This is a genomic window from Akkermansia sp. NBRC 115031 (assembly GCF_030268505.1).
GTDB lineage: Bacteria > Verrucomicrobiota > Verrucomicrobiia > Verrucomicrobiales > Akkermansiaceae > Akkermansia > Akkermansia massiliensis.
Map to the genome: position 1 here is coordinate 469,943 of NZ_BSQU01000001.1, position 20,698 is coordinate 490,640.

Genomic DNA, 20,698 nt, shown 5'->3' on the forward strand with positions numbered 1-20,698 from the left:
CTTTGCTATTAAATAAGAGATACGAAAAATACTGTATGAAAGACGATAATCAAAAAATGAGTACGCGTATTTCTTGTCTACTTGAACCATCCACTCTTTCCAAAGCCGATTTTCTTCGGTTTTATGAAAAACAAAGGGAAAATGGAGATTGGACTTTTTATGAAGAAAGAGAGTTTATGGAGAATTTATTTTGTACTAGACTAAACTATTTTTTCATTATTTTTTCATTAATTCTAATGGCAGCTGTAACAGTAAGGAGCAATGCTAATCTCATATGGATACTACTTATTGGCGTGATAATTCAATCGTTATTGTGGTTTTCTGTTTACAGAATTTACATAAAATTGGATATCGTTCTTAAAATATTACATAATCTTGATGAATATCATGTATTCTCTGTAACAGATAAATGCTTAAAAGAGAGAAAACATTGTTCTTTTAAAGTTGTTTCTCTTCTTGGTACATGGTTGCCTCTTTTGTGTGTTGCAATATGGTGCATTGGATTATGTTTGACTGTATTAGGATATATATCTTCCAATTAATGATCGTTTTCCATCCATATATCACCGATAGATATTGAATAAAAATAAATTTATTGTGATATTATTTGGAAAATAATATAAGAGGAACTATATGATTCCAATGATGAAGGAAACAATGAAAGTTTGATCTTTTCAAAATCAGGTGCAATGACTTTGTGATCTGCCCTCCGAAGGGCTTGACGCTGGCGGGGGGGACGGGTAAGCTCTTGCCCGTCAAATTTTATGAAGGAAGAGATTGTACGCATTCAACGGGATGCCCTGGCGCGCATCGCCCAGGTGTCTGACAGGCGCGGCGTGGAAGACGCGCGCGTAGCCATCCTCGGCAAAAAAGGGGAACTGACCATGGCCCAGACGGGCATGAAGGACGTTCCCAGGGAGGAAAAGCCCGCCGTCGGCCAGTTGCTTAACGAGGCCCGCAAGGCTATTACGGAAGCGCTGGACGCCAAGCTGGAGGAAGTGCAGGCCCAGGCGGACAAGGCCGCCGTGGCCGGCGTTGACCTGACGCTTCCGGCCCGCTCCCTGCCGCAGGGCGGCCTGCATCCCCTCACGATCGTGCGGGATGAAGCCATCCGCATTCTGCGCCACATGGGCTTTGCCCTGGCGGACGGCCCGGAGATTGAGGACGAGTTCCACTGCTTTGACGCGCTGAACACGCCGGAGGACCATCCGGCCCGCAATGAGAAGGACACGTTTTACTTTGATTCCGGCAAGCTGCTGCGTACGCACACCTCCACCGTGCAAATACGCTCCATGGAGAAGCAGACGCCCCCCGTGCGCGTGATTTCCCCCGGCTCCGCCTACCGCCGTGACGAGATTGACGCCACGCACCTTTCCGCCTTCAACCAGCTGGAAGGCCTGTATGTGGACACGGACGTTTCCGTGGGCGACCTGAAAGGGACGCTGGAATACTTCCTGCGCGCCCTCTTCGGCTCCGATACGGAAGTGCGCTTCCGCCCCCATTTCTTCCCGTTCACGGAACCCAGCTTTGAAATTGACGTGAAGCTGAAGGTGGACGGCCAAGAACCGCGCTGGGTGGAGATCGCCGGCTGCGGCATGGTGGACCCGAACGTCTTTGAAGCCGTGGACCGCGAACTGGGGCTGGAACCCGGCGTGCAGGCCCGCTACACGGGGCTGACCGGATTTGCCTTCGGCATCGGCCTGGACCGCCTGGCCATGATCCGCTGGGGCATCCGGGACATCCGCGCCCTGATTGAGAACGACGTGCGCTTCCTTGCCCAATTCCAATAATTTTTACCTTACTCAGATATGAAAATTTCCCTTAACTGGCTTTCCCAGTATATTGACCTGGCCGGCCTGAGCGTGGACGAAATGTCGGACATGCTGACCTTTGCCGGCATTGAAGTGGAAGACATCCGCCAGCAGGGCGTGGACTCCCCGTACGTGGTGGTGGCCCGCGTGGCTGCCGCGGAACAGCATCCCCAGGCGGACCGCCTGAAAGTCTGCCAGGTGGACGTGGGCGACGGCACGCTGCACCAGATTGTGTGCGGCGCGCAGAACTACAAGGTGGGGGACAAGGTTCCCTGCGCCCTGCCGGGAGCGGTGCTGCCCGGCAACTTTGAAATCAAGGTGGGCAAGCTGCGCGGGGTGGAATCCCGCGGCATGCTCTGCTCCGCTTCCGAACTGGGGCTGCCCGACAAGGAGCACGGCCTCTGGATTCTTCCGCAGGAGCTGGAACCCGGCACGCCGATCTCCCAGGTCGTCAAGGCGGATACGATGGTGGAAGTGGAAGTGACGCCCAACCGTCCGGACCTGCTTTCCCACAACGGCATGGCGTATGAACTGGCCGCCATCTCCGGACGGGAGTACAGGCCCGTTTCCATTGATGACGCCGGGGTGGAGCTGGAACCCGCCGGGGACTTCGTGCGGCTGGACCAGCCGGACCTGAACCCGTACTACACCGCCGTGAAAATCAGCGGCGTGAAGGTGCAGGAAAGCCCGGAATGGCTGAAGGAACGCCTGGTGGCCATCGGCCTGCGCCCCATCAACAACATCGTGGACGTCACCAACTACGTCCTGCATGAACTGGGCACGCCCCTCCACGCGTTTGACGCGGCGAAGGTGCAGGGCGGCATCGTCACCCGCACCGCCTACGAAGGGGAAACCTTCAAGGCCCTGGACGGGCAGGAATACACCCTCAACTGCACGGACCTGGTCGTCGCGGACCAGTCCGGCAAGGCGCTCGCCATCGGCGGCGTGATGGGCGGGGAGGAAAGCGGCGTGACGGAAGCCACTACGGACATTATTCTGGAATCCGCCTGGTTCAAGCCCTCCTCCGTGCGCGCCACGTCCCGCAGGCTGGCCCTGTCCTCCGACTCCTCCTACCGCTTTGAACGCGGCACCTCCGCCTGGAACGTGTTGCGCGGTTCCGTGCGGGCCGTGGAACTGATTCTCCAGCTGGCGGGCGGCACGGCCTCCAAGACGTATGTGGCCGGCGCCCCCGTGGCGAATCCGGCCCATGCCTGCATGCCTTCCTGCGGGGAGCCGGACGGCCCCGTTTCCGCGTTCGCTTCCCTGAAGCAGGGGAAGGGCGCCACGGTGACCAATGAACTGGGCTTCGTGAAGCTTCCCTGGAAGGCTCTGGACCAGATGTCCGGCGGTTCCATTTCCCACGAGGAAGGCGCGCGCATCCTGGCGGCGCTGGGCCTGATGCAGGTTCCGGACGCCCCGGAATGCTGGCTGATCCCCTCCCACCGCCTGGACCTTACGCGCCCCTGCGACTTGCTGGAGGAAATCGTCCGCGTCTTCGGGCTGGACGGCATCCCGTCCCGCTTCTCCGGCCCCTTCGTCACGGAATCCCCCGTAGACGTGGCCTATAACTTCCAGATGGGCCTGCGCCGCAAGCTGGCGGCCCTGGGGTTCTATGAAACCCAGACCATCAAGCTCATCGCCTCTGAAGCCGCTGACGGCGCCATCGCCCAGGTGAAGGACGCGCTACCCCTGCGCCCCCTGCAGGACGGCGACCTCATCCGCGTGTCCCTGCCGCTCAGCGAGGACCACTCCGTACTGCGCCCCGCGCACACGCCCGGCCTGATTGCCGCCGCCGTGCGCAACAGCAACCAGGGCGTCTCCGGCCTGCGCTTCTTTGAACTTGGCCGCGTCTTCCGCAATACGGGCGGCGGCAAGGGCAGGGACATTGAAACGGATACCCTGGGCATCCTGGTTTCCGGGGACCGCACGGCGCGCTCCTGGGCGGACCCCAGGCCGGAACAGGCCTCCTTTGAAGACCTGCTGGCCGTCATGGAAGCGCTGGCTCCGGGCCACCGCTTTACGCTGACCCCCGCCAAACCGCGCGAACAGGCCGCCCTGGGGGCGGACGTGCAGCTGGACGGGAAGGCCTGCGGCTACTTCGCCCGCCTGTCCCTGGCGCGTTGCCGGGAGCTGGGCCTGGACCAGCCCGTGTACGTGGCGGAACTGGACCTCCGCAAGATGCAGGAAATTCTCACCGCTCCCGTGAAGGCCGCGGAACTGCCCCAGTTCCCCGGCTCCTCCCGTGATGCGGCCATGGAACTGCCCCTTTCCACGCCCAATGCGGACATCGTGAAAGCCATTGAAGCCGCACGGGAAAAACTGCTTGTCAGCTACTCCTGCTTTGACGTATTCACGGACCCCTCAGGTGAAAAGCTCCCGGCAGACCGCAAATCCATTGCCTACACCTTCCTGTACAGGGATCCGGCCAAGACCCTCACGGCTGCGGAAGTGGACGCCGCGCACCAGCGCGTGCTGAAAGCCCTGGCGGACAAGGTAAAGGGCCTTTCCTTCAGATAACCCCCGTCAACGGGCCGCGCGTTTCATGAACCGGAACGCGCGGCCTCTTTTTTCATTTCCCATGCACCTGACTTCCCTGCGCCATGCGGGCCTGGCTGCCGCCCGCGTTCTGATGATGGCGGCGTGGTTCGGCCTCTCCGTATGGGCGGCGGGCGTGGTATTTTACAATGTATGGGGCGGCGCCGTGCTGGTGTGGCTTTACGTAGCCGCCATGGCCTGTGCCTTCATCTTCCGCAGAAAGCGGCCCGTATTCTGGCGCGCGTCCTGGGGTGTGCTGGCCCTGCTGCTGGTGTATTACCTGTGCATTCCGGCGACGAACGGCAAGGAGTGGCAGCCGTCATGGAGCCGCCTGCCCGCCGTGGAAATCAACGGGAATGAAATCCTGGTGAAGGACGTGCGCAGCTTCGTTTACCGGACGGAGCAGGACTTTGACGCGCGCTACGTGACGCGCCGCTTTGACCTGGACAAGCTGGCCACGCTGGACTTTGCCGTGAGCCACTGGGACGGGATGGAATTTGTGGCCCATACCATGCTTTCCTTCGGCTTTGAGGACGGAAGGCATCTGGCCCTCTCCGTGGAAACGCGCCTGCCGGAAGGGGTGGAGCAGGGGACCGTTCCGGGCCTCTACAAGCAATTCAACGTGATTCACATCCTGGCGGACGAGGAAGACTTGTTCGGCTTGCGCACCACCTACCGGAAGGAGGACATGTACCTGTACCGCATCAACATCGGCAGGGAGAACCTGAAAAAGGCCTTCCTGGGGTTTGCGGAGAAAATCAACAGCCTCCACGAACGCCCGCGTTACTACAACACCGTCACTGCCAACTGCACGACGGAACTGGTGGATACGTTCAAGAACTACCTGGGCGTGCGCCGCTGGCAATGGACTCCCGTTTTTAACGGCATGTGCGACCAGGACGCCTATGACCGGGGGGAGCTGCTCCATCTGCCCGGAGAAAACTTCCGTGAACTGAAAAAACGCTCCTTCCTGGGGCATGGCGGGGAAGGGCTGGACTGGGCAGCCCTCCGCCGCCGCTGGGAGGAGGGCTGGCGCACGGACCCGTCCGCTCCGGTCAAAGAGTAGCGAACTGGAAGTGCATCCAGTCGTAATCGCGTGCGCGTCCCAGGGATACGGCCCCCTCCGCCTCCACGAACTGCCAGAAGGCCGTGTACTCCGGTCCGGACAGCGCCGCTTTCGGTGCAGGGATGTTCAGGCCGTTCCTGTCCGGGTCCATGTCCACGGCGATGCCCCAGGCATGCATGGACGTGGCCTTCCCGCCGATGATGGAGCGGTTGTTGAAGCAGCCGCCGTACAGGTCCAGCCCCAGTTCCCGCACCTTCTCCATGCCGTAATGGTCCAGGGTGGCCTGGAAAATGCGGGTGAGCGGTTCCGCCACCAGCTTGTGGCAGCGCATGGTGGAAACGGTCGTGTCCCTGTCCCACGCCAGTCTCATGATGTAGGGCAGCCTGACGCTGGTCAGGTTGCTTTCATCCCCCGCCCGGCCGAAGACGGATTTTCCGGAGCGCACTTCCTCCTGGCTGGGCCAGGCATGCTCCGGCTGGGGGATCTCCAGTTTTTCCATCAGGGCCTGGGCCGTCCGGGGGCCGGGGATGCCGTCCGCATCCAGCCCCAGATATTGCTGAATCAGTTTCCAGTGTTCTTTCATAGGGTTTCACGCTAGGGGCTTCCGCCGGGAAGTTCCACATTTTTCCTGCCAGCGGCATACCTGCCTTTCCGGAGGGCGCAAAAAGACGCGGGCATTCCTTTTATGTTGCGGAAAGGGCTCATTCTGCTATACTTTTACCCATCTTTTATTTTATGAATTCAGAACCATCCAACGTTGTCAAATTTTACAATGGAGAGCAGATTCCCCTGGAACTGCACAAAGTCCGCGTCGTGCAGAAGCTGCACCTCGTTCCCGTGGAACGCCGCCTGGAAGCCGCGCGGGAAGCCGGGTTCAATACCTTCCAGCTCAGCACGAACGACGTTTACCTGGACATGCTGACGGATTCCGGCGTCAACGCCATGAGCGACAACCAGATCGCCGCTATGTTCCGTGCGGATGACGCCTATGCCGGTTCCCAGAGCTTTGACCGCCTGAAAAAGGCCGTGCAGGACGTCTTCGGCAAGGAATACCTGCTTCCCGCCCACCAGGGCCGCGCCTGTGAAAACATCATCGCCCGCACCTTCGTGAAACCCGGTGACGTGGTTCCCATGAACTACCATTTCACCACCACGCACGCCCACATTGACCTGAACGGCGGCAAGATTGAGGAACTGGTGGCGGATGAAGCCATCAACCCGGTCAGCACCAACCCCTTCAAGGGCAATCTGGACCCGGCCAAGCTGCGCGGCTGCATCGCCCGCCATGGGGCGGAAAAAATTCCCTTCGTGCGCATGGAAGCCTCCACCAATTTAATCGGCGGCCAGCCTTTCTCCATTGCCAACATGCGTGAAATCCGCGGCATTTGCGACGAATTCGGCATCATGCTGGTGCTGGACGCCTCCCTGATCGGGGAAAACGCCTACTTCATCAAGATGCGTGAAGACGAGTTCAAGGACTCCTCCTGCGCTGACATCCTGAAAACCATGTGCGGCCTGGCAGACCTGGTATACTTCTCCGCCCGCAAGGTTTCCTCCTCCCGCGGCGGCGGCATCTGCACGAACGACCATTCCATCGCCAAGAAAATGGAGCACCTGGTTCCCCTGTTTGAAGGCTTCCTGACCTACGGCGGCATCTCCGTGCGTGAAATTGAAGCCATGGCCGTGGGCCTGTATGAAACCACGGACCTGACCGTGATTTCCCAGAGTCCCTCCTTCATTGAATACTTCATCGGCCAGATGGTGGACATGGGCATTCCCTGCGTGACCCCCGCGGGCGGCCTGGGCGCCCATATTGACGCCGGGCGCTTCCTGCCCCATATTCCGCAGGAGGACTATCCTGCCGGGGCCCTGGCGGCGGCCTTCTTCATCGCCTCCGGCGTGCGCGGGATGGAACGCGGCACGCTCTCCAGCGTCCGTGACGAAAACGGCGACGACATTCTGGCGGATGTGGAACTGCTCCGCCTGGCCTTCCCGCGCCGCGTCTTCACGCTGTCCCAGGTCAAATACGTGGCGGACCGCATGAAATGGCTCTACGACAACCGCGACCTGATCGGCGGCCTGGAATTCGTGGAGGAACCGCCCGTGCTGCGCTTCTTCATGGGCAAGCTCCGCGCCAAGAGCGACTGGCCTGAAAAACTGGCGGCCAAGTACCGCCAGGACTTCGGGGAAAGCCTGTAAGCGCCTTTTCTCAGTTCTCAACCATTTGCAAGGGCTGAACCGTCTGGTTCGGCCCTTGCCGTCATGAAAGTCTTCCTGCGTGGAAAAATGCAGCGGGCATGCCGGGGATATGTCCTTCCTCCGTTATTTTTCCCACTGTCGCGTTGCTGGAAATAAGGGGCTGCCGCCCTTATCGGCTCCGAACGGAACATGAAAAGGGTAAAAAAATCCCCTTTGCTGCGCTGCGGAAAGGGATTCGGCCAAAAGGCCGGAAATCCGGACAAGCCCGGTAGAACGGAAAGCGAAATTTCAAGCCCGCAGGGCAAATGAATCTGAAATGCTCCTTCACTCCCTGGCGCAATAGAATACCTTAGATTACTCATTGATGGCGGAATTTCTCCCGGCGTTTGCAGGAGAGCCGCATGCCTGCGCGGCAACCTGATCAGAATGCGGACAAAGGCCGCATCTGTTTTTAAAAGAGGGCTCTCTTCCTCTCCATCCGGTTTCATGGCCGCAAGCGCCTTCAGCTCTCCTGGCTGCGGATAAACTCGAGCATGGCGCGGATGTCTTCCGCGGCCATGGCCGTCTTTGACTTTTCGATCAGAAGATTGCGTCCCGTCATGATGTAGGACGGGAAAATGCGGAGCCCCATGGCATGAAAAGGCGTCCTGCGGAGCTTGTAGGTGGAGCCGGCGGGAATGGCGCTCTTCCCCGTCTTGCTGCGGGCAATCATGTTGAACGCCTTTTTGGCTACATCCCCCATCAGCATCACGGCGCGGAGATTCGGGAAAAGGGACAATTCCCGTTCCAGCACGGGGAGGCTCTCTTCAATCATTTCCTGCGGCACCGCGCTTTCCCTTTTGGGCCTCTTGACGGCGTTGGTGATGTAAATGCCGGCTTCCGTCACGTCACGGATGGAAGAGGCTGGGAGCCCGCCCCGGAGGAACAGGGGCAGGGCGGTGGACAGGTACAGCGGCGCGGGGGCGTTCCCGTAAAAATCGTCTTCCGGGCATTCCGGAACCACTTCATTGACCATCACGGCCAGGATGGACGCCGGGTCCACGAACAGGGAAGGGAGCTGCATCCCCTCCGCGGCCGCCGCCTTCAGTTCTTCCGCCAGGTCCAGCATGAACGGGAGGTGGGGGTCAGAAATTGATCAGGCCCTGCTTCCAGCATATCCAGACGGCCGCCGCCGCGATGAGCAGGATGATGACGAAGGCGGTGCCTGCGGAAGATTTCTTTCTGGCCTTGGGCAGGGCTTTCCGCGCCACTCCTCCGGCTTGCAGGGTTCCTGCGGCCGCCATGGCGTTGATGTAATCGTTCCATGCTTTGGCGGAATGGAAGCGGCTGCGTTCATCCGGAGACAGGGCCTTGTCAATCCCGGAAAGGAAGTTCATGGGGTATGTCTTTCGCAGGGCCGCGTAACTGGTCACCTTCGGGTTGCGGTCCACCACGGAACGCTGGTCCGCCGGGTGGGGAACCTGGCCCGTAAGCAATTCGTAGAACGTGGCGCCCAGCTCGTACATGTCGCACCAGGGGCCGATTTCGCTCCGGCGTCCGGGGTAGAATTCCGGCGGCGTGTAGCCGGGAGTGATCTGGACGAGGCCCTGGTGCTGGAGGGTCTTGGTGCGCACGGCGCCGAAGTCGATCAGCTTGGGCGTGCCGTCCGGCTGGATGAAGATGTTTCCCGGCTTGATGTCGCAATGGTAAACCCCCATGGCGTGAAGGTAGTGCAGGATGTCCAGCAGGCGGAACAGAAGGTCCGTGGCCCGTGCCGGCTCCATGCTCTGTCCGGTGGCGTGCATGGTGGTCATCAGGTCGAACAGGGTCTGCCCCTGGATGTTTTCCATGACGTAATAGCAGGTGCCGTTGGCGTCAAACATGTCGAACACCTGTACGATGCCGGGGTGGTTGAGCTGGGCCAGGACGGAAGCCTCCTGCCGGGAGTTGGAAATGCTCTGGGCGAAGTTGACGGCGGCCTGTTCGTCCCGCGGGTGGACGAAGCCGGTTTCCATGTCCCGGAAGGCGTAGGCGTCCGGCATGCATTCCTTGATGACGACGTACCGGGAATGGGGATTGTCCAGCGCCAGGTACGTAATGCCGAAGCCTCCGGCGTTCAGCACATTCAATATCGTATACTTGTCTTGCAGAACGGTATTGTTCGCAAGCGGGTAAACCAGGGTTTCTTGTTCCATGTCAGGGGGGAGGGCGGGTTGGGGCCGGGAAAATCTTTAATTCAATACGCAAGTTCTGTCAAGAATCTCTCTGCCGTATTCAATAACAGGAAACCCGGAATTCGTATTCCTCCACGCTGCCGCGTTCCAGGCAGGCGGCCAGCCAGTCGAACAGGGCGCCGAATTCCCCGCCCAGGGTTTCCCCGGTATCGGCCTCCAGCGCCTTCAGGCGGCTGGAAGCCAGGCGCACGGGCGTCAGCTCCGCCAGCAGGGCGGCGCATTCCTCGTCCCCTGCCTTGAAAATCTCTTCCGCCCCCGGCAGTTCGCACAGGCGTTCGTCTGCAATTTCCAGGCACACGACGCCTACGCCGAATTCGGCGGCCAGTCCGCGCAGCGCGGCGCATTCGGAATCATCCGGAAGTTCCCCCACGATGACCAGTTCCCCGCACTGCGCCCAGCGGGACGTGGCCAGGGTCCTGAAAAACTCCCTCCTGCCGTCTTCTCCTCCAGGCATGCGGGCCACGCAGACGCTGCGGATGCCCATCATGGGCGCTCCGATCATGCGGCGGCGCTGAAGCGCGCTTTGGTCGAAGACCAGCGCGTTCCCCTCCCATTCCCCATCCGGCCATTCCACGACGGCCAGGTCCGGCTTCACCCATGAGGTTCCCGTTTCACTGGTGCTGAACACGAAAACCCCGCGGCCCGTGGTATCATACTGGCGCACGGCCAGGGCCAGCGCCTTGGCGCGGCAGTTCAGCGCGTCCGGTTCGTTTTCCCCCAGAAACAGGGGCAGCAGCCCCCTGGCCGCCGGTTTGCCGTCCCGGTCCCGAACGCGCCTGTAATAGCCCTGGCCGCGCTCCACCTTGGCGATTTCCGAGTCCGGCTCGGAGGCCATGAAGGAGAAATGGTAGCGCAGGGAGGCGTCTGAATACTCCTCACCCAGCCTCAGGCGCACCAGGCGGATGAGTTCGGTCCCCTTGATGGCCTGGGCCGGGTCGGAAGGCAAAAGTTCCGGAAGCAATTCTTCCAACTGGGATCGTAGACTCATACGCGCCCCATGAGAACACGGGAGGGAAGCTTCTTCAAGGCGGAAGGAGTTCAGCACATGAAATAAAAAGCTCTTTTATTTGTTCCGGAATACGGCAAGATGGTCCGCATGGCATGGATTACCTCCGGTTATATACCTTCGCCCAGGCGCATGGCCGTAATCGCCGGTACCACCTTCACGCAGCTCGTGCGGATGAAGGTGTTTCTCTTTCTGGGCCTCTTTGCCGTGGCTCTGCTGGCCCTGAGCTCCTTCCGCCTGAGCGCGGTGCTGGGGCCGGAAACCGGGGGAATCAATGAACTCGTTCTGCTGAAAAACTCCGCTTACGGCGCCATGCGGGTGTTCGGCCTCTTTTTCTGCGTGGCGGCCACGGCCCTGATTATCCCCAAGGACGCGGAAGACCGCATCCTGTACACCATCCTGTGCAAGCCGGTTCCTCGCATCGACTACCTGATGGGGAAGGTGCTGGGGGTGCTGGCCCTCACCCTGATCGCCGTGCTGCTGATGGACGCTGTGATGACGCTGGTGCTGTGGCTGCGGACGGATACGGTGGTGGCGGAGCAGATCGCCTCCCTGAAAGGCCGCTATACGGTGGAGGAAATGCAGCCGTACCTGGACAGAATCCGCCTCCAGGGCGCTACCTGGAACGTGCAGACGGGCCTGGGCGTCATGATGTGCGAATTCGTGGTCCTCTCCTCCCTCACGCTGCTGATGTCCTGCATGACGAACGGAACCATCATCAGCGCGCTGCTGACGTTCATGGTCTATCTGGCGGGGCTGTTCCAGACGCAGGCGCTCTCCCTGTGGGTGGGCTCCGGAACGGGAGGCATCTCCTGGTGGGAAATGGCGGGCAGCAGGCTGTTTGCCCTCATCTTTCCGAATTTCCAGATTTATTCCGTAACGGATTCCGCCCTGAACGGGCAGACCATTCCCCTTTCCCTGTTCGGCAGTCTGGCCCTGATTACGCTGGGGTACTTCGTCTTTCACATGACGCTGGCCGCATGGCTGTTCAGGAAAAAGGAATTTTAACCTGGAAAAGTATGGAAGACATCATCAATGCACGTTGCGGTTGGGCCGGAACAGACGAACTATATATAAAATACCATGACGAAGAATGGGGCAAACCCGTTACCGACGACAAAACCCTGTTTGAATTTCTGGTGCTTGAAAGCGCCCAGGCAGGCTTGGCCTGGATTACTATCCTCCGGAAACGCGAAGGATACCGGGAAGCCTTCCATGGCTTTGATGTGGAGAAAGTAGCGCAAATGACGCCGGAAGACATCGACCGGTTGATGCAATTTGATGGAATCGTCAAAAACCGTTTGAAAATCAATAGCACAGTCAATAACGCGAAACTGTTTATGGCTGTTCAGAAAGAATTCGGCAGTTTCTACCGGTATGCCCTTTCATTCTTCCCCGGCCGTCAGCCTGTTGTTAACAATTTCAAGACCCTAAGCCAAATCCCCGCCACATCTCCCGAATCTGACGCCATGAGCAAAGACATGAAAAAGAGAGGCTTCAAATTCTTCGGTTCAACGATGTGCTACGCTTTTTTCCAGGCGGCCGGCTTTGTGAACGACCATGTGGAAGGTTGCTTCTGCAAAGCAAATCAGGCGGAATAGACTGGAGATTAGCCGTTTACAATTTTTACGAATAATTTGCCACTGAAAGCTGGAGGAAACAGGTGCAAAAGTTTATCTTTCACTTTCACAGGTTGTAATTAATATCTTTATTTTCTATAAACCGTTTATATTTTTGACCGCAAGAAAATCATCAACCATGAAAACAGGTATCATTGGACTGGGAAAAATGGGCGGCGCCCTCCTGCGCGGCATGCTGAAAGCCGGAGCGGTGTCCCCGGAGGAAGTCTGGGTGTACGACCACCACCATGAAAACGTGCAGGCCCTTCAGCAGGAATACCCCGGCGTGCATGAAGCGGCCACGGAGGCGGATGCGGCGGACGCTGTGGAGGCCCTGATTCTGGCCGTTAAGCCGCACGGCGTACTTTCCCTCATTTCCTCCCTTTCCGAACGGGGGGAGGAGCTGCCGCTGTTGATCTCCATCGCTGCCGCCATCTCCCTGGATGACATGGAAGCCTGCGCCAGCGACGGAACGCGCATCGTGCGCGCCATGCCCAATACCCCGTGCATGGTGCTGGCCGGGGTCATCGCCTACAGCACGGGAGCCGCCGTGACGGATGAAGATGAGGAGGCGGCCCGGCGGCTGCTCTCCGGCTGCGGCTCCGTCTACAAGGTGGAGGAAGCCAGGATGAACGCTGTTTCCGCCATTTCCGGCAGCGGGCCCGCCTACATGTTTACGGTGCTGGACGCTCTTTCGGACGCCGGCGTAGCCATGGGACTGTCCAGGAAAACCGCCCTGGAAATGGCCGTGGAAACCATGCGGGGGTCCGCCCTCATGCTGGAACAGACCGGGAAGCATCCCATGGCGCTCCGGGATGAGGTGACTTCCCCCGGAGGCACCACGATTGCCGCCCTGAACGCGTTGGACGAATGCGGATTCCGCAATGCCTGGATTCAGGCGGTGAAAAGCGCCGTGCGGCGGGCGGAGGAAATGGAGGAGCATTGACGCATGCGCTCTTAAACGCTCCCGGGAACCGGATTGGCTAAAACGCGTGCGGCGCGCCTTTACCTGTTCCGGAACGGCGTTTCCCTCTGCTTCCGGAGCTCCGGGCTTTGCAGGTTGAACTGGACTTTCCGGATGGATTTCAGCGGGATTCTGACTTTTCCCAGCGCTGCGGAACGCCCTTCCATGAAGCCGTTCCTGAGGGTCTCCAGGTTCAGTGAAAGGATGCTCTGGTCCGTCAGGAAAACGCGGGTGTCCGCGCCGTCCTCCGGCAGTTTCTTCTCCTCCTGGCTTTTCTGGTCCAGGGCGCGCACCTTGGCGGTGGGGATGGTCACGTCATAGTGGTCCGACTTGATGCGGATGGAGCCGTTTTCCTGGAGGGAAATGGCTCCCCGGAGCACGTCTCCGTTCACCAGCAGGGCCTTGTCCCTGGAGGCGTCCGTGTCGTACTTGGAAATGATGTCCTGTTCCTCCGCCAGGTGGGGGAGGGCGCCGTTCCAGTCAAACACGTTCAGGTTGAACACGGCCATGTTCAAGCCGTCGTAACCGCTCACGGCAAGAGTATTGCCCGGTTTGAATTCATGCTTTTTGGAGGCTTCCCCGTCTTCTTCCTCATCGTCCCCGCTTTCATTCTCAAAGATATTGTCCATGTCCTTGACCTCTTCCCACCGGCCAACCTGTTCTCCGTTGACGTATAGGTAGTAATTGCCTTTTTCCGGGTCGGCGTAAAAATGAACGTCGGAACGCTTGACGCTCTTGTCGGCATACCAGTTCCGCTCCGTGTTCCTTTTGACCCTCCCCAGCGTCCGGTACTGGCCAGAACTATTCTTGGAGAGCTCCGCCTTTTCCAGGGAGAGGCCCAGGTCAATGCTGCTTCCGGAGTTGGAGTCCTGCCAGAGGGAGAGATTGATCCGGAACGTATTGGTATGGTAAAGGGAAAACTGTACATGGAGGCGGGACGGCATGGGGAAGGAGGTTTGCAGTTCCGTATTGTTGGAGCCGCGCATGATCCAGTACCCGTTGCGGCATTCCGGGAGCATGCTGTTGGCGGAGGACTTCCAGCCCTGGAGGGATTCCGTCGCGTTGCGCAGGTAGGCTTTCTGGGAGTCGAACCCGATGTGCCGCACGTACTTCCTGTTGACGGGAAGCAGGCCGCCCCACGCGGTTTGCAGTTGAAGGCTCTCCGTATCCAGCGCCTTCAGGGTGCCGTAAAACTCGTCCCCGTTGGCGAGCCTGATGACGGAAAACTGCTCCGGTATCTCCAGCGGACGGGAAGAAACCAGCTCGTCCAGCTCCTCTAGGTTGACATCCACGGGTTTGGAAAGAATGCTGGAGCGGACTTTCAGGTACGGGCTGTCCAGCGTGTCCAGGCTGCCCGGCAGTTTTTCCCCGGATTTAAGCGTAATGACCCCTTCCGCCCGTGAGCCGGGCGGAAGGACGGCGGCCAGCAGGGCGCAGGCGCCCAGGAAAAGCGTTATTGCTTGTTTCATGGCGGATATATCAGGGGGTGGAGCGGGATGGCTGTGCGGAATTCAGAAACTCCACGCGGGTGATGTTTTTCAGGGGCAGGGAAATCTGCCCGAGCTGCGGATGCCGCAGGATGATTCTCAGGGAATCCATGCTCAGGATGTTGCCGTGCAGGCGGGAGCCGTCCTTCATCAGAATGCTGTGGCATGCCGCAGAGCGGGAATCGTCCTTCTTGTTCTGCTCCGCGAAAAAGACGGTATCCAGATACTTGGCGGGGATGGAAAGCTCCCGGGGAATGCCCGGATATTCCTTGTCCGTGGAAAGAGTCAGCGTCTTATTCCTGCTGTTGTAGCCGCTGATGGAACCGGGAATGGCGTCCTCCTCCTTCGTCAGGACAAGGTCCGTTGCGGCATTTCCATTCTTGGTCACGGATTTGGCGCTCAGGGTAATGGAGGAAAGGGCCAGCCTGCTGATGGTCAGGGAGACGTGCCCTTCCATCTGGAGGCCGAAGGCGTCCCCCTGCAACGGTTGTTCCGGGGGGCTGGGGTCCGTCATCAGCTTGGGCGGCAGGTCTCCCACCAGCAGCTCGTAAACCTGCTCGTTCTCTCCCTGCCGGGAGGCCGTCAGCCTGATATCCACGCCTTCCGTCAGGGTAGGGGTGGGGATGTCCACTTCCCCCAGCACGATGATGCCGGACTTCTGTTCCCGGAGAAGGGTGCATTTGCCGGGAGCGATGCTGAGCATGAGCCTGTTCAGGCTGCTGCCGGAATTGGACCGGAAGGGAATGTTCTCGTTCCCTCCGAAGCAGAAGACAATGCCGGCGCGATCGTTGTTGCCGTCCATCGTCATGGTGGTGCGGAAGGTGAAGGAGGAAGGATCCAGGCCGATGTTCTTGTACAGGGGAATCCAGGTAGGGTAGTCGCTGTTGCCCAGCCGGTACTGGTACTTGTCTCCCTGGATTTTCGGTTTCAGGGCGTTCATCAGTTTTCTTCCGGACTGGGTGCGGTAATCGTCCTCCCGGTTGCCGGAATAAACCCAGCTGTTGTCGAAAATCAGGGGTTCCTGCCAGAAGCCCTTTTCCTGGAGCGTATCCAGCCGGAAGCCGGCCACCTGGTCGCGGGGGATGGAACGCTCGTTGCCCAGCATGTCCCGGTACTGCACCTTGTCCTGCGTGATGGAGATGATGTTGCACGGGATGATATCCCGGTGCCCCGTGGCCATGAAAATCTTGTCCCTGGCTCGCAGGTCCGGGGAGGAGGTGCCTGTGAAATAAAGCGCGCGGATTTCCGACGGGAGGATGACCGCGTTCTGGCGCATGGCCGGGTGCTTGATGACGATGCCCTGTTTGCCGTAGGAGACGATTTCCCCGCGGAGGCGGTAATTGCTGTCCGTGACCACGTCTACGACGGAATTGGCCCAGGCGGTCAGCAGGCAGGCCGGAGCCAGCAGGAGGGAAAGGCGGATTCTATTGTTCATAGATGGGTAAAAATCTGTAATTGAGCGCCAGGGAAAGCAGGGCCGCGGAGGTGGAATACGCTGCGGAATGGTCTGAGAGCCAGGAACCGTTGGGTGCCTGGGAGGCGCCCAGGTAGCGCATGTTCTTGTAATTCCATTCCTTCCATACCTCCTGGTCCGCATGGAACAGGGCCTGGGACATGTAATACTCAAAATAAAACGGGTAGGAGGAATCCCGGTAATTCAGGTTCTTTTTCAGGTAGGCCAGGGAATCCTTGAAGGACGGGTCCGTCTTGAGGCGTGCTAGGGACAGCGTCAGGGAGCCGATGGCGGTGAGGGTGACGCGGGGACCCGCCGGGCCGGTATAGCCGTAGGCGCCCTTCTTGTCACGGCAGGAAGCCATATACTTGAGGCCGCGTTCAAAGGCCTCGTCCGGCACGGGAATGCCCGCGTTGCGCGCCGCGAACAGGGAGACGATCTGGCAGCCGGTCACCGTGCTGTCCGCATCCGTGGACTCCGGGGAATAGCGCCAGCCTCCCGTCTTGTTCTTCTTCTGGGCGGTTAGCGTCAGGGCCACGGCCTTCCGGAGGGCGGGGCCTATGCGGTCGTCCCTCACCATGCCGTAGGCCTCCGCCAGCGCCAGCGTGGCGAAACCGTGGTTGTACATGGAATCCCCAATGTAGCCGGATCCCCTGTTCTGCTTGGAAAGGATGTAATTCACGCAGCGGCGCACCATGGTGGCGTACGGCCCCGTGTTCGGGTCGTCCCCGTGGGCCAGCACGGACATGAGGCAGAAGCCGATGATGCCGGGCTCCTGCCCGTAGGTGCCATCATAGGTGCCGTCCGTCTTCTGGGCGTTCTGGAGGTAACGGAGTCCCTTCACGTACATCAGCTCCACCTGGGGCGGCACAGGGGAAGACGTTCTCATGGAGGATTGGGCAGCGGCGTTCTGCGGCGCGGCCGCCATGCAGCAGGCGAGAAGAACGGTAAGGAGGATGGGGGCCTTTTTCATGGGGGAAAGGGAGTTATTGTTCATTCACGGGCGGGAGCCGCCCGGCGGGCGTGCATGTTTACTTCTGAAGGGTTTTGTTGTAGGCGTCCAGCGCCTTGCGGAATTCGGAGGGCATGTCGTCCGCGGACATGCCGGTGGATTTGGGAACGGAGCGCGTTTCCGTAGCCATGTCCGGATTGGAAACGCCCTTCTCCTGGGTGGAGGCCATGTTGGATTTTCCGTCCGCTCCGTGTCCGGGATTGTTTCCCTTGCCTTTCTGGGAGCCGTTCTGTCCTTCTCCTTCTCCTTCGCCTTCTCCCTCCCCGTCCTGCTGTTCCGCAGACTGGGAATCGTTGTCCATGCCCAGTAGCTGGCGCAGCATGTCCATCAGGGCCTGTCCTCCGGGCTTGGGTTGTCCGCCGGCTCCGGTCATCTTGGCCTTGGCGGCCTGGTAGATCAGCTCAATCACGTCCGACTGGGCGGCCAGAGTCTGGCCGCCCGTATTGTAAACCTCCAGCAGGTCCACGGCGTCATTCATGGCATGGCGGCACTTTTTCAGCAGGTCCACCACATTCTCATTGGTTTCTCCCAGGATCAGGTCGGAGGTGTCCGCCTGGAGTTCGTCCTGTTGTCCGGCCAGCTTGGAGGCCGTTTCCTTGTGCTTGGCGGAATATTCCGGAGCGGGCTCCGGAGCGGCGGCGCAGGGCAGGGAAACTGCCAGAATCAGGGCGGAAAGGTTCACGGTATTCATGGGGCTGGCGCAGTAAGGGTTTTGCGGTGTTCCTGCTCGGCGGCGCGGGTGCGCATGCGGATGTCCTGTTCCTGCTGGATCATGCGGATGATTTTCAGCATGAACTCGAACTCGGCGTCGGAAATGGAGGCCTGGTCGCCACCGCCGCTTCCGCCACCGCCGCCGCCGCGGCTCTTCTTGTAATCGTCTATCAGCTTGGCCCAGTGGCGCAGGGTGGAGGCATACAGGCGGGATTCGTCAATGGAGCGGGCCGTAATCGCGTTCAGGATGTTGCCGTGCACCAGGTCCAGCTTTTCGCGGAGGGAGAAGGCGTTCATCTGGTTGTACAGGTCGCTGTAAATGCGTTCCCCGGTGCGGGACTTGTAATAGCTGAGGTCTTCCAGAATCCAGCCGATGTCCTGCGTGGAGGCGTTTTGAAGGGTGGCGATGGTTTCCATCTCCCGTTTGGTGGAGGGGTCAAGTTCATCCATGGTCATGCCCACAATGATATTGATCTGGCCGGCAAGCGCGTTCGCGATGGAATCCTCCTTGGCGGCGGCCTGCTTGAGCCGCGCCACGAAGGTGCTGGCCTCCATGTCCTGCGCGGACTTGGAAAGCTGGTTCATGGCGTCTTTAAGCGCCTGGGTGGCGTCCGAATGGGAGCTCTCCCCGTCGTCCAGGTCCTTCCGGCTCTCCTGTTCGGAGCGGTTCTCGGAGGCGGAATCCCGGAACTGCTTCTGCGCCTTCTTCATGGGGCCGTTGGGAATGGGCTTGAGCATGGAGATGCCCTTCATGAACTCCTTCATGCCGGAGGGGTCTATCTGGGGGTTGCGGGAAGCCTCCTTGAACAGGTCCTCCGAGCGGTTGAGCAGGTCGCTCAATTCGCGTCTGTTGGTCTGTTCTTCATCCGCCAGGGCGTGCAGGCGTTCCTGGGACTCCGCCTTTTTCAATTCACTGCCTTCCATTCCTTTCAGGCGCTTCGCCTCGTCCGTCATGGCGTCCATGCGGCGGATCATCCCCTCCAGCTCGCTGGTGATGCGTTCCAGTTCATTGCGGATCATCTGGGCATGCTCTGATTTGGAAAGGACGAAGATGATCATGGGTTCCGAATAAACGCGTTTTCCCCCGGGCTTGTAATCCTGCGTGAACCCGCGCACGACGACGCGCTGGGGGGACAATTTCAGCGCCCTGGCCTGGAACAGGTACGTCCCTTTCAGGCTGGCCTGGGTGGGATGGCCGTCCGCCAGAACCTTTTCCCCGCGCAGGCCGGGAACGGGCTTGCCTGCCTTGGCCAGGTCCGGAGCGGCGGTGTTCTCTTCCTCATCGTCATAAAAAGATTTTTCCCCCTGCCATTCCACCCCCATTTCCCGGAGGCCGAAATCGTCCGCCGCCTCCACCTCCAATTCAATGCTGGTGTCTTCCAGCACGTAGCGGTCATTCTCCCCTCCTCTCAGGTAAATGGAAGGCTGCTTGTCCTCAATGGGTTCCAGGCGTATCCGCACAGGCTGGGAGGTCGCAAGGCCGTCGCTGTCCGTCCAGGTGAGTTCTATTTCCCTGGGGTCTTTTTCCAGGCGGATATCCGGAATGACAACGCTGCTCCCTTCCACGCGGAGCGGCTTACCCTGCGCGTCCGCCGCGGATGCCAGGTTCTGGGAGGCAGTCACCTTCAACGTCAGCGTGGAGCCTTCCGGGGCGGAAATGACGCCTGCGCGCATGGCCTCCTGCCCGTCGGGGCGCGCCATATAGGCGGGGTAGGCCACGGTGGCCGTAGCGCCCAGCAGGGAGGGGCGGGCCTTCGGAATGATTTTCAGCCGCCGCACGACGTCCCCCGCGAAAAACTCCAGCCTGTCCGCCTGCTGCATGGGAGGAATGTGGATTTTATACACGCCGTCCGTCAGGGGGGCCTGCTGGCGCACCCTGTTGCGGAAGAAATACTCTGCCGTCTGCGGGCGGGACTTGGTGGCGTTCGCCAGTTTGAGCTCATACAGGTAGCTTTCCCCCAGGGGAATGACCAGGGAATCCGGCGTAGGGTCCAGCTGGGTGAACGTATAGCGTTCCGGAGGATCGAACGGTTGGAGCCAGCGTTCCAGGGCGTTCCCCGCCGCTTCCGGGCTCACCAGGCATACGCCTGCCGTGCATAAGGCCAGGATGGCCAGCAGGACGAACAATTTCTTGTGGCTGGGCCTGGGGATATTCACCGTCAGATCCCGCGCGGACACTTCGCGGGCCACCTGTTCCATGGCGGCCGCTTTCAATTTTTCAGAACTGTACTGGCGCCCGTACTTTTCGGAATCCAGTTCGATGACGCCCAGGAGCCGGTCCCCCAGCGCCGCATCCGTCCGGGAAATCAGGCGCGCCAATTGGGCCTCCGTGCGCCTCTGCCACACCCACCGGAAGCTCCACCACGGGATAAACACCGCCAGGCCGGCCATGGCGGTGAAAAAAAGAATCCAGCCCACGGCGGAGGGCGTTTCCCACAATCTGTCGGAGAGGTACAGAAGAACGTAGGAAAGGATCACGGCAATGCCTGCAAGGCATACGGCTTCCAGCATCTTAACCGTTCTGAGGCGGCGGCGGAAGGAGTGAAGCTGCCTGACCAGCTGGGCAGGAAGTTTGACGGTAGTTGAAGGGGGCATGCTTAATCCCGGTATTTACGCTATTTA

At 59.7% G+C, this 20,698-nt stretch carries 18 protein-coding genes; 8 read left to right on the forward strand and 10 right to left on the reverse strand.

What is annotated here, in order from left to right; genetic code table 11:
- Positions 1-35: 35 nt before the first annotated feature.
- The 4 genes from QSJ36_RS01865 (at position 36) to QSJ36_RS01880 (ending at position 5,412) form a co-directional block, all read left to right on the forward strand.
- Positions 36-542: a hypothetical protein gene (locus QSJ36_RS01865; RefSeq protein ID WP_146016934.1), complete on the forward strand. Its 507-nt coding sequence runs from the start codon at positions 36-38 to the stop codon at positions 540-542.
- A 222-nt stretch (positions 543-764) separates the two neighbouring features.
- Positions 765-1,790: a phenylalanine--tRNA ligase subunit alpha gene (locus tag QSJ36_RS01870; RefSeq protein ID WP_022396059.1), complete on the forward strand. Its 1,026-nt coding sequence runs from the start codon at positions 765-767 to the stop codon at positions 1,788-1,790.
- Positions 1,791-1,808: 18 nt separating this feature from the next.
- On the forward strand, positions 1,809-4,328 hold the full coding sequence (gene pheT, locus QSJ36_RS01875; RefSeq protein WP_285466473.1) for a phenylalanine--tRNA ligase subunit beta: 2,520 nt from the start codon (positions 1,809-1,811) through the stop codon (positions 4,326-4,328).
- Positions 4,329-4,389: 61 nt separating this feature from the next.
- Positions 4,390-5,412 (forward strand): DUF4105 domain-containing protein, encoded by a 1,023-nt coding sequence (locus QSJ36_RS01880; RefSeq protein WP_285466474.1) that lies wholly within the window; start codon positions 4,390-4,392, stop codon positions 5,410-5,412.
- On the opposite strand, the gene QSJ36_RS01885 is transcribed toward QSJ36_RS01880, so the two are convergent.
- Positions 5,402-5,995, reverse strand: coding sequence for a hypothetical protein (locus tag QSJ36_RS01885; protein WP_285466476.1), 594 nt, complete (start codon positions 5,993-5,995; stop codon positions 5,402-5,404). The genes QSJ36_RS01880 and QSJ36_RS01885 overlap by 11 nt on opposite strands.
- Before the next feature lie 152 nt (positions 5,996-6,147).
- On the opposite strand from QSJ36_RS01885, the gene QSJ36_RS01890 reads away from it, so the two are divergent.
- Positions 6,148-7,611, forward strand: a complete 1,464-nt coding sequence (locus QSJ36_RS01890) for a tryptophanase (RefSeq protein ID WP_285466478.1) — start codon at positions 6,148-6,150, stop codon at positions 7,609-7,611.
- A gap of 17 nt (positions 7,612-7,628) precedes the next feature.
- On the opposite strand, the gene QSJ36_RS01895 is transcribed toward QSJ36_RS01890, so the two are convergent.
- The 4 genes from QSJ36_RS01895 to QSJ36_RS01910 form a co-directional block, all read right to left on the reverse strand.
- Positions 7,629-8,099, reverse strand: coding sequence for a hypothetical protein (locus QSJ36_RS01895; protein WP_253231726.1), 471 nt, complete (start codon positions 8,097-8,099; stop codon positions 7,629-7,631).
- A 14-nt stretch (positions 8,100-8,113) separates the two neighbouring features.
- Positions 8,114-8,719: a uracil-DNA glycosylase family protein gene (locus tag QSJ36_RS01900; protein WP_285466480.1), complete on the reverse strand. Its 606-nt coding sequence runs from the start codon at positions 8,717-8,719 to the stop codon at positions 8,114-8,116.
- 16 nt (positions 8,720-8,735) lie between these two features.
- Complete coding sequence (locus QSJ36_RS01905) at positions 8,736-9,785, reverse strand: serine/threonine-protein kinase (RefSeq protein WP_102726253.1); 1,050 nt, start codon at positions 9,783-9,785, stop codon at positions 8,736-8,738.
- Positions 9,786-9,864: 79 nt separating this feature from the next.
- Positions 9,865-10,812, reverse strand: a complete 948-nt coding sequence (locus QSJ36_RS01910; RefSeq protein ID WP_022396066.1) for a hypothetical protein — start codon at positions 10,810-10,812, stop codon at positions 9,865-9,867.
- Positions 10,813-10,962: 150 nt separating this feature from the next.
- Between QSJ36_RS01910 and QSJ36_RS01915 the strand changes: the two genes are divergently transcribed.
- From QSJ36_RS01915 to proC, 3 genes are all read left to right on the forward strand, one after another.
- A complete protein-coding gene (locus QSJ36_RS01915) occupies positions 10,963-11,838 on the forward strand; it encodes a hypothetical protein (protein WP_146017775.1) in 876 nt (291 codons plus the stop codon).
- An 11-nt stretch (positions 11,839-11,849) separates the two neighbouring features.
- The gene (locus tag QSJ36_RS01920; protein ID WP_345783922.1) at positions 11,850-12,431 is read left to right on the forward strand and encodes a DNA-3-methyladenine glycosylase I; all 582 of its coding nucleotides are present in this window, start codon (positions 11,850-11,852) and stop codon (positions 12,429-12,431) included.
- 157 nt (positions 12,432-12,588) lie between these two features.
- Positions 12,589-13,395, forward strand: a complete 807-nt coding sequence (gene proC, locus QSJ36_RS01925; protein WP_022396069.1) for a pyrroline-5-carboxylate reductase — start codon at positions 12,589-12,591, stop codon at positions 13,393-13,395.
- A gap of 59 nt (positions 13,396-13,454) precedes the next feature.
- Here the strand turns inward: proC and QSJ36_RS01930 are convergent, their stop codons facing one another.
- Genes QSJ36_RS01930 through QSJ36_RS01950 form a run of 5 tightly spaced genes read right to left on the reverse strand, consistent with a single transcriptional unit; the run spans position 13,455 to position 20,671 of the window.
- The gene (locus QSJ36_RS01930) at positions 13,455-14,882 is read right to left on the reverse strand and encodes a hypothetical protein (protein ID WP_285466485.1); all 1,428 of its coding nucleotides are present in this window, start codon (positions 14,880-14,882) and stop codon (positions 13,455-13,457) included.
- Positions 14,883-14,892: 10 nt separating this feature from the next.
- Complete coding sequence (locus QSJ36_RS01935; RefSeq protein WP_102722306.1) at positions 14,893-16,335, reverse strand: hypothetical protein; 1,443 nt, start codon at positions 16,333-16,335, stop codon at positions 14,893-14,895.
- Positions 16,325-17,326, reverse strand: a complete 1,002-nt coding sequence (locus QSJ36_RS01940; protein WP_102726403.1) for a prenyltransferase/squalene oxidase repeat-containing protein — start codon at positions 17,324-17,326, stop codon at positions 16,325-16,327. The genes QSJ36_RS01935 and QSJ36_RS01940 overlap by 11 nt, the downstream gene beginning before the upstream one ends.
- Before the next feature lie 58 nt (positions 17,327-17,384).
- Positions 17,385-18,056: a hypothetical protein gene (locus tag QSJ36_RS01945; RefSeq protein WP_285466494.1), complete on the reverse strand. Its 672-nt coding sequence runs from the start codon at positions 18,054-18,056 to the stop codon at positions 17,385-17,387.
- Complete coding sequence (locus QSJ36_RS01950) at positions 18,053-20,671, reverse strand: hypothetical protein (protein WP_285466496.1); 2,619 nt, start codon at positions 20,669-20,671, stop codon at positions 18,053-18,055. Before QSJ36_RS01950 ends, QSJ36_RS01945 begins: the two co-directional genes overlap by 4 nt.
- Positions 20,672-20,698: the final 27 nt, after the last annotated feature.

Coding starts and splice junctions, on each gene's coding strand:
- QSJ36_RS01865 (WP_146016934.1), top strand. CDS start 36: ATGAAAGACGATAATCAAAAAATGAGTACGCGTATTTCTTGTCTACTT.
- QSJ36_RS01870 (WP_022396059.1), top strand. CDS start 765: ATGAAGGAAGAGATTGTACGCATTCAACGGGATGCCCTGGCGCGCATC.
- pheT (WP_285466473.1), top strand. CDS start 1,809: ATGAAAATTTCCCTTAACTGGCTTTCCCAGTATATTGACCTGGCCGGC.
- QSJ36_RS01880 (WP_285466474.1), top strand. CDS start 4,390: ATGCACCTGACTTCCCTGCGCCATGCGGGCCTGGCTGCCGCCCGCGTT.
- QSJ36_RS01885 (WP_285466476.1), bottom strand. CDS start 5,995: ATGAAAGAACACTGGAAACTGATTCAGCAATATCTGGGGCTGGATGCG.
- QSJ36_RS01890 (WP_285466478.1), top strand. CDS start 6,148: ATGAATTCAGAACCATCCAACGTTGTCAAATTTTACAATGGAGAGCAG.
- QSJ36_RS01895 (WP_253231726.1), bottom strand. CDS start 8,099: ATGAAACCGGATGGAGAGGAAGAGAGCCCTCTTTTAAAAACAGATGCG.
- QSJ36_RS01900 (WP_285466480.1), bottom strand. CDS start 8,719: ATGCTGGACCTGGCGGAAGAACTGAAGGCGGCGGCCGCGGAGGGGATG.
- QSJ36_RS01905 (WP_102726253.1), bottom strand. CDS start 9,785: ATGGAACAAGAAACCCTGGTTTACCCGCTTGCGAACAATACCGTTCTG.
- QSJ36_RS01910 (WP_022396066.1), bottom strand. CDS start 10,812: ATGAGTCTACGATCCCAGTTGGAAGAATTGCTTCCGGAACTTTTGCCT.
- QSJ36_RS01915 (WP_146017775.1), top strand. CDS start 10,963: ATGGCCGTAATCGCCGGTACCACCTTCACGCAGCTCGTGCGGATGAAG.
- QSJ36_RS01920 (WP_345783922.1), top strand. CDS start 11,850: ATGGAAGACATCATCAATGCACGTTGCGGTTGGGCCGGAACAGACGAA.
- proC (WP_022396069.1), top strand. CDS start 12,589: ATGAAAACAGGTATCATTGGACTGGGAAAAATGGGCGGCGCCCTCCTG.
- QSJ36_RS01930 (WP_285466485.1), bottom strand. CDS start 14,882: ATGAAACAAGCAATAACGCTTTTCCTGGGCGCCTGCGCCCTGCTGGCC.
- QSJ36_RS01935 (WP_102722306.1), bottom strand. CDS start 16,335: ATGAACAATAGAATCCGCCTTTCCCTCCTGCTGGCTCCGGCCTGCCTG.
- QSJ36_RS01940 (WP_102726403.1), bottom strand. CDS start 17,326: ATGAAAAAGGCCCCCATCCTCCTTACCGTTCTTCTCGCCTGCTGCATG.
- QSJ36_RS01945 (WP_285466494.1), bottom strand. CDS start 18,056: ATGAATACCGTGAACCTTTCCGCCCTGATTCTGGCAGTTTCCCTGCCC.
- QSJ36_RS01950 (WP_285466496.1), bottom strand. CDS start 20,671: ATGCCCCCTTCAACTACCGTCAAACTTCCTGCCCAGCTGGTCAGGCAG.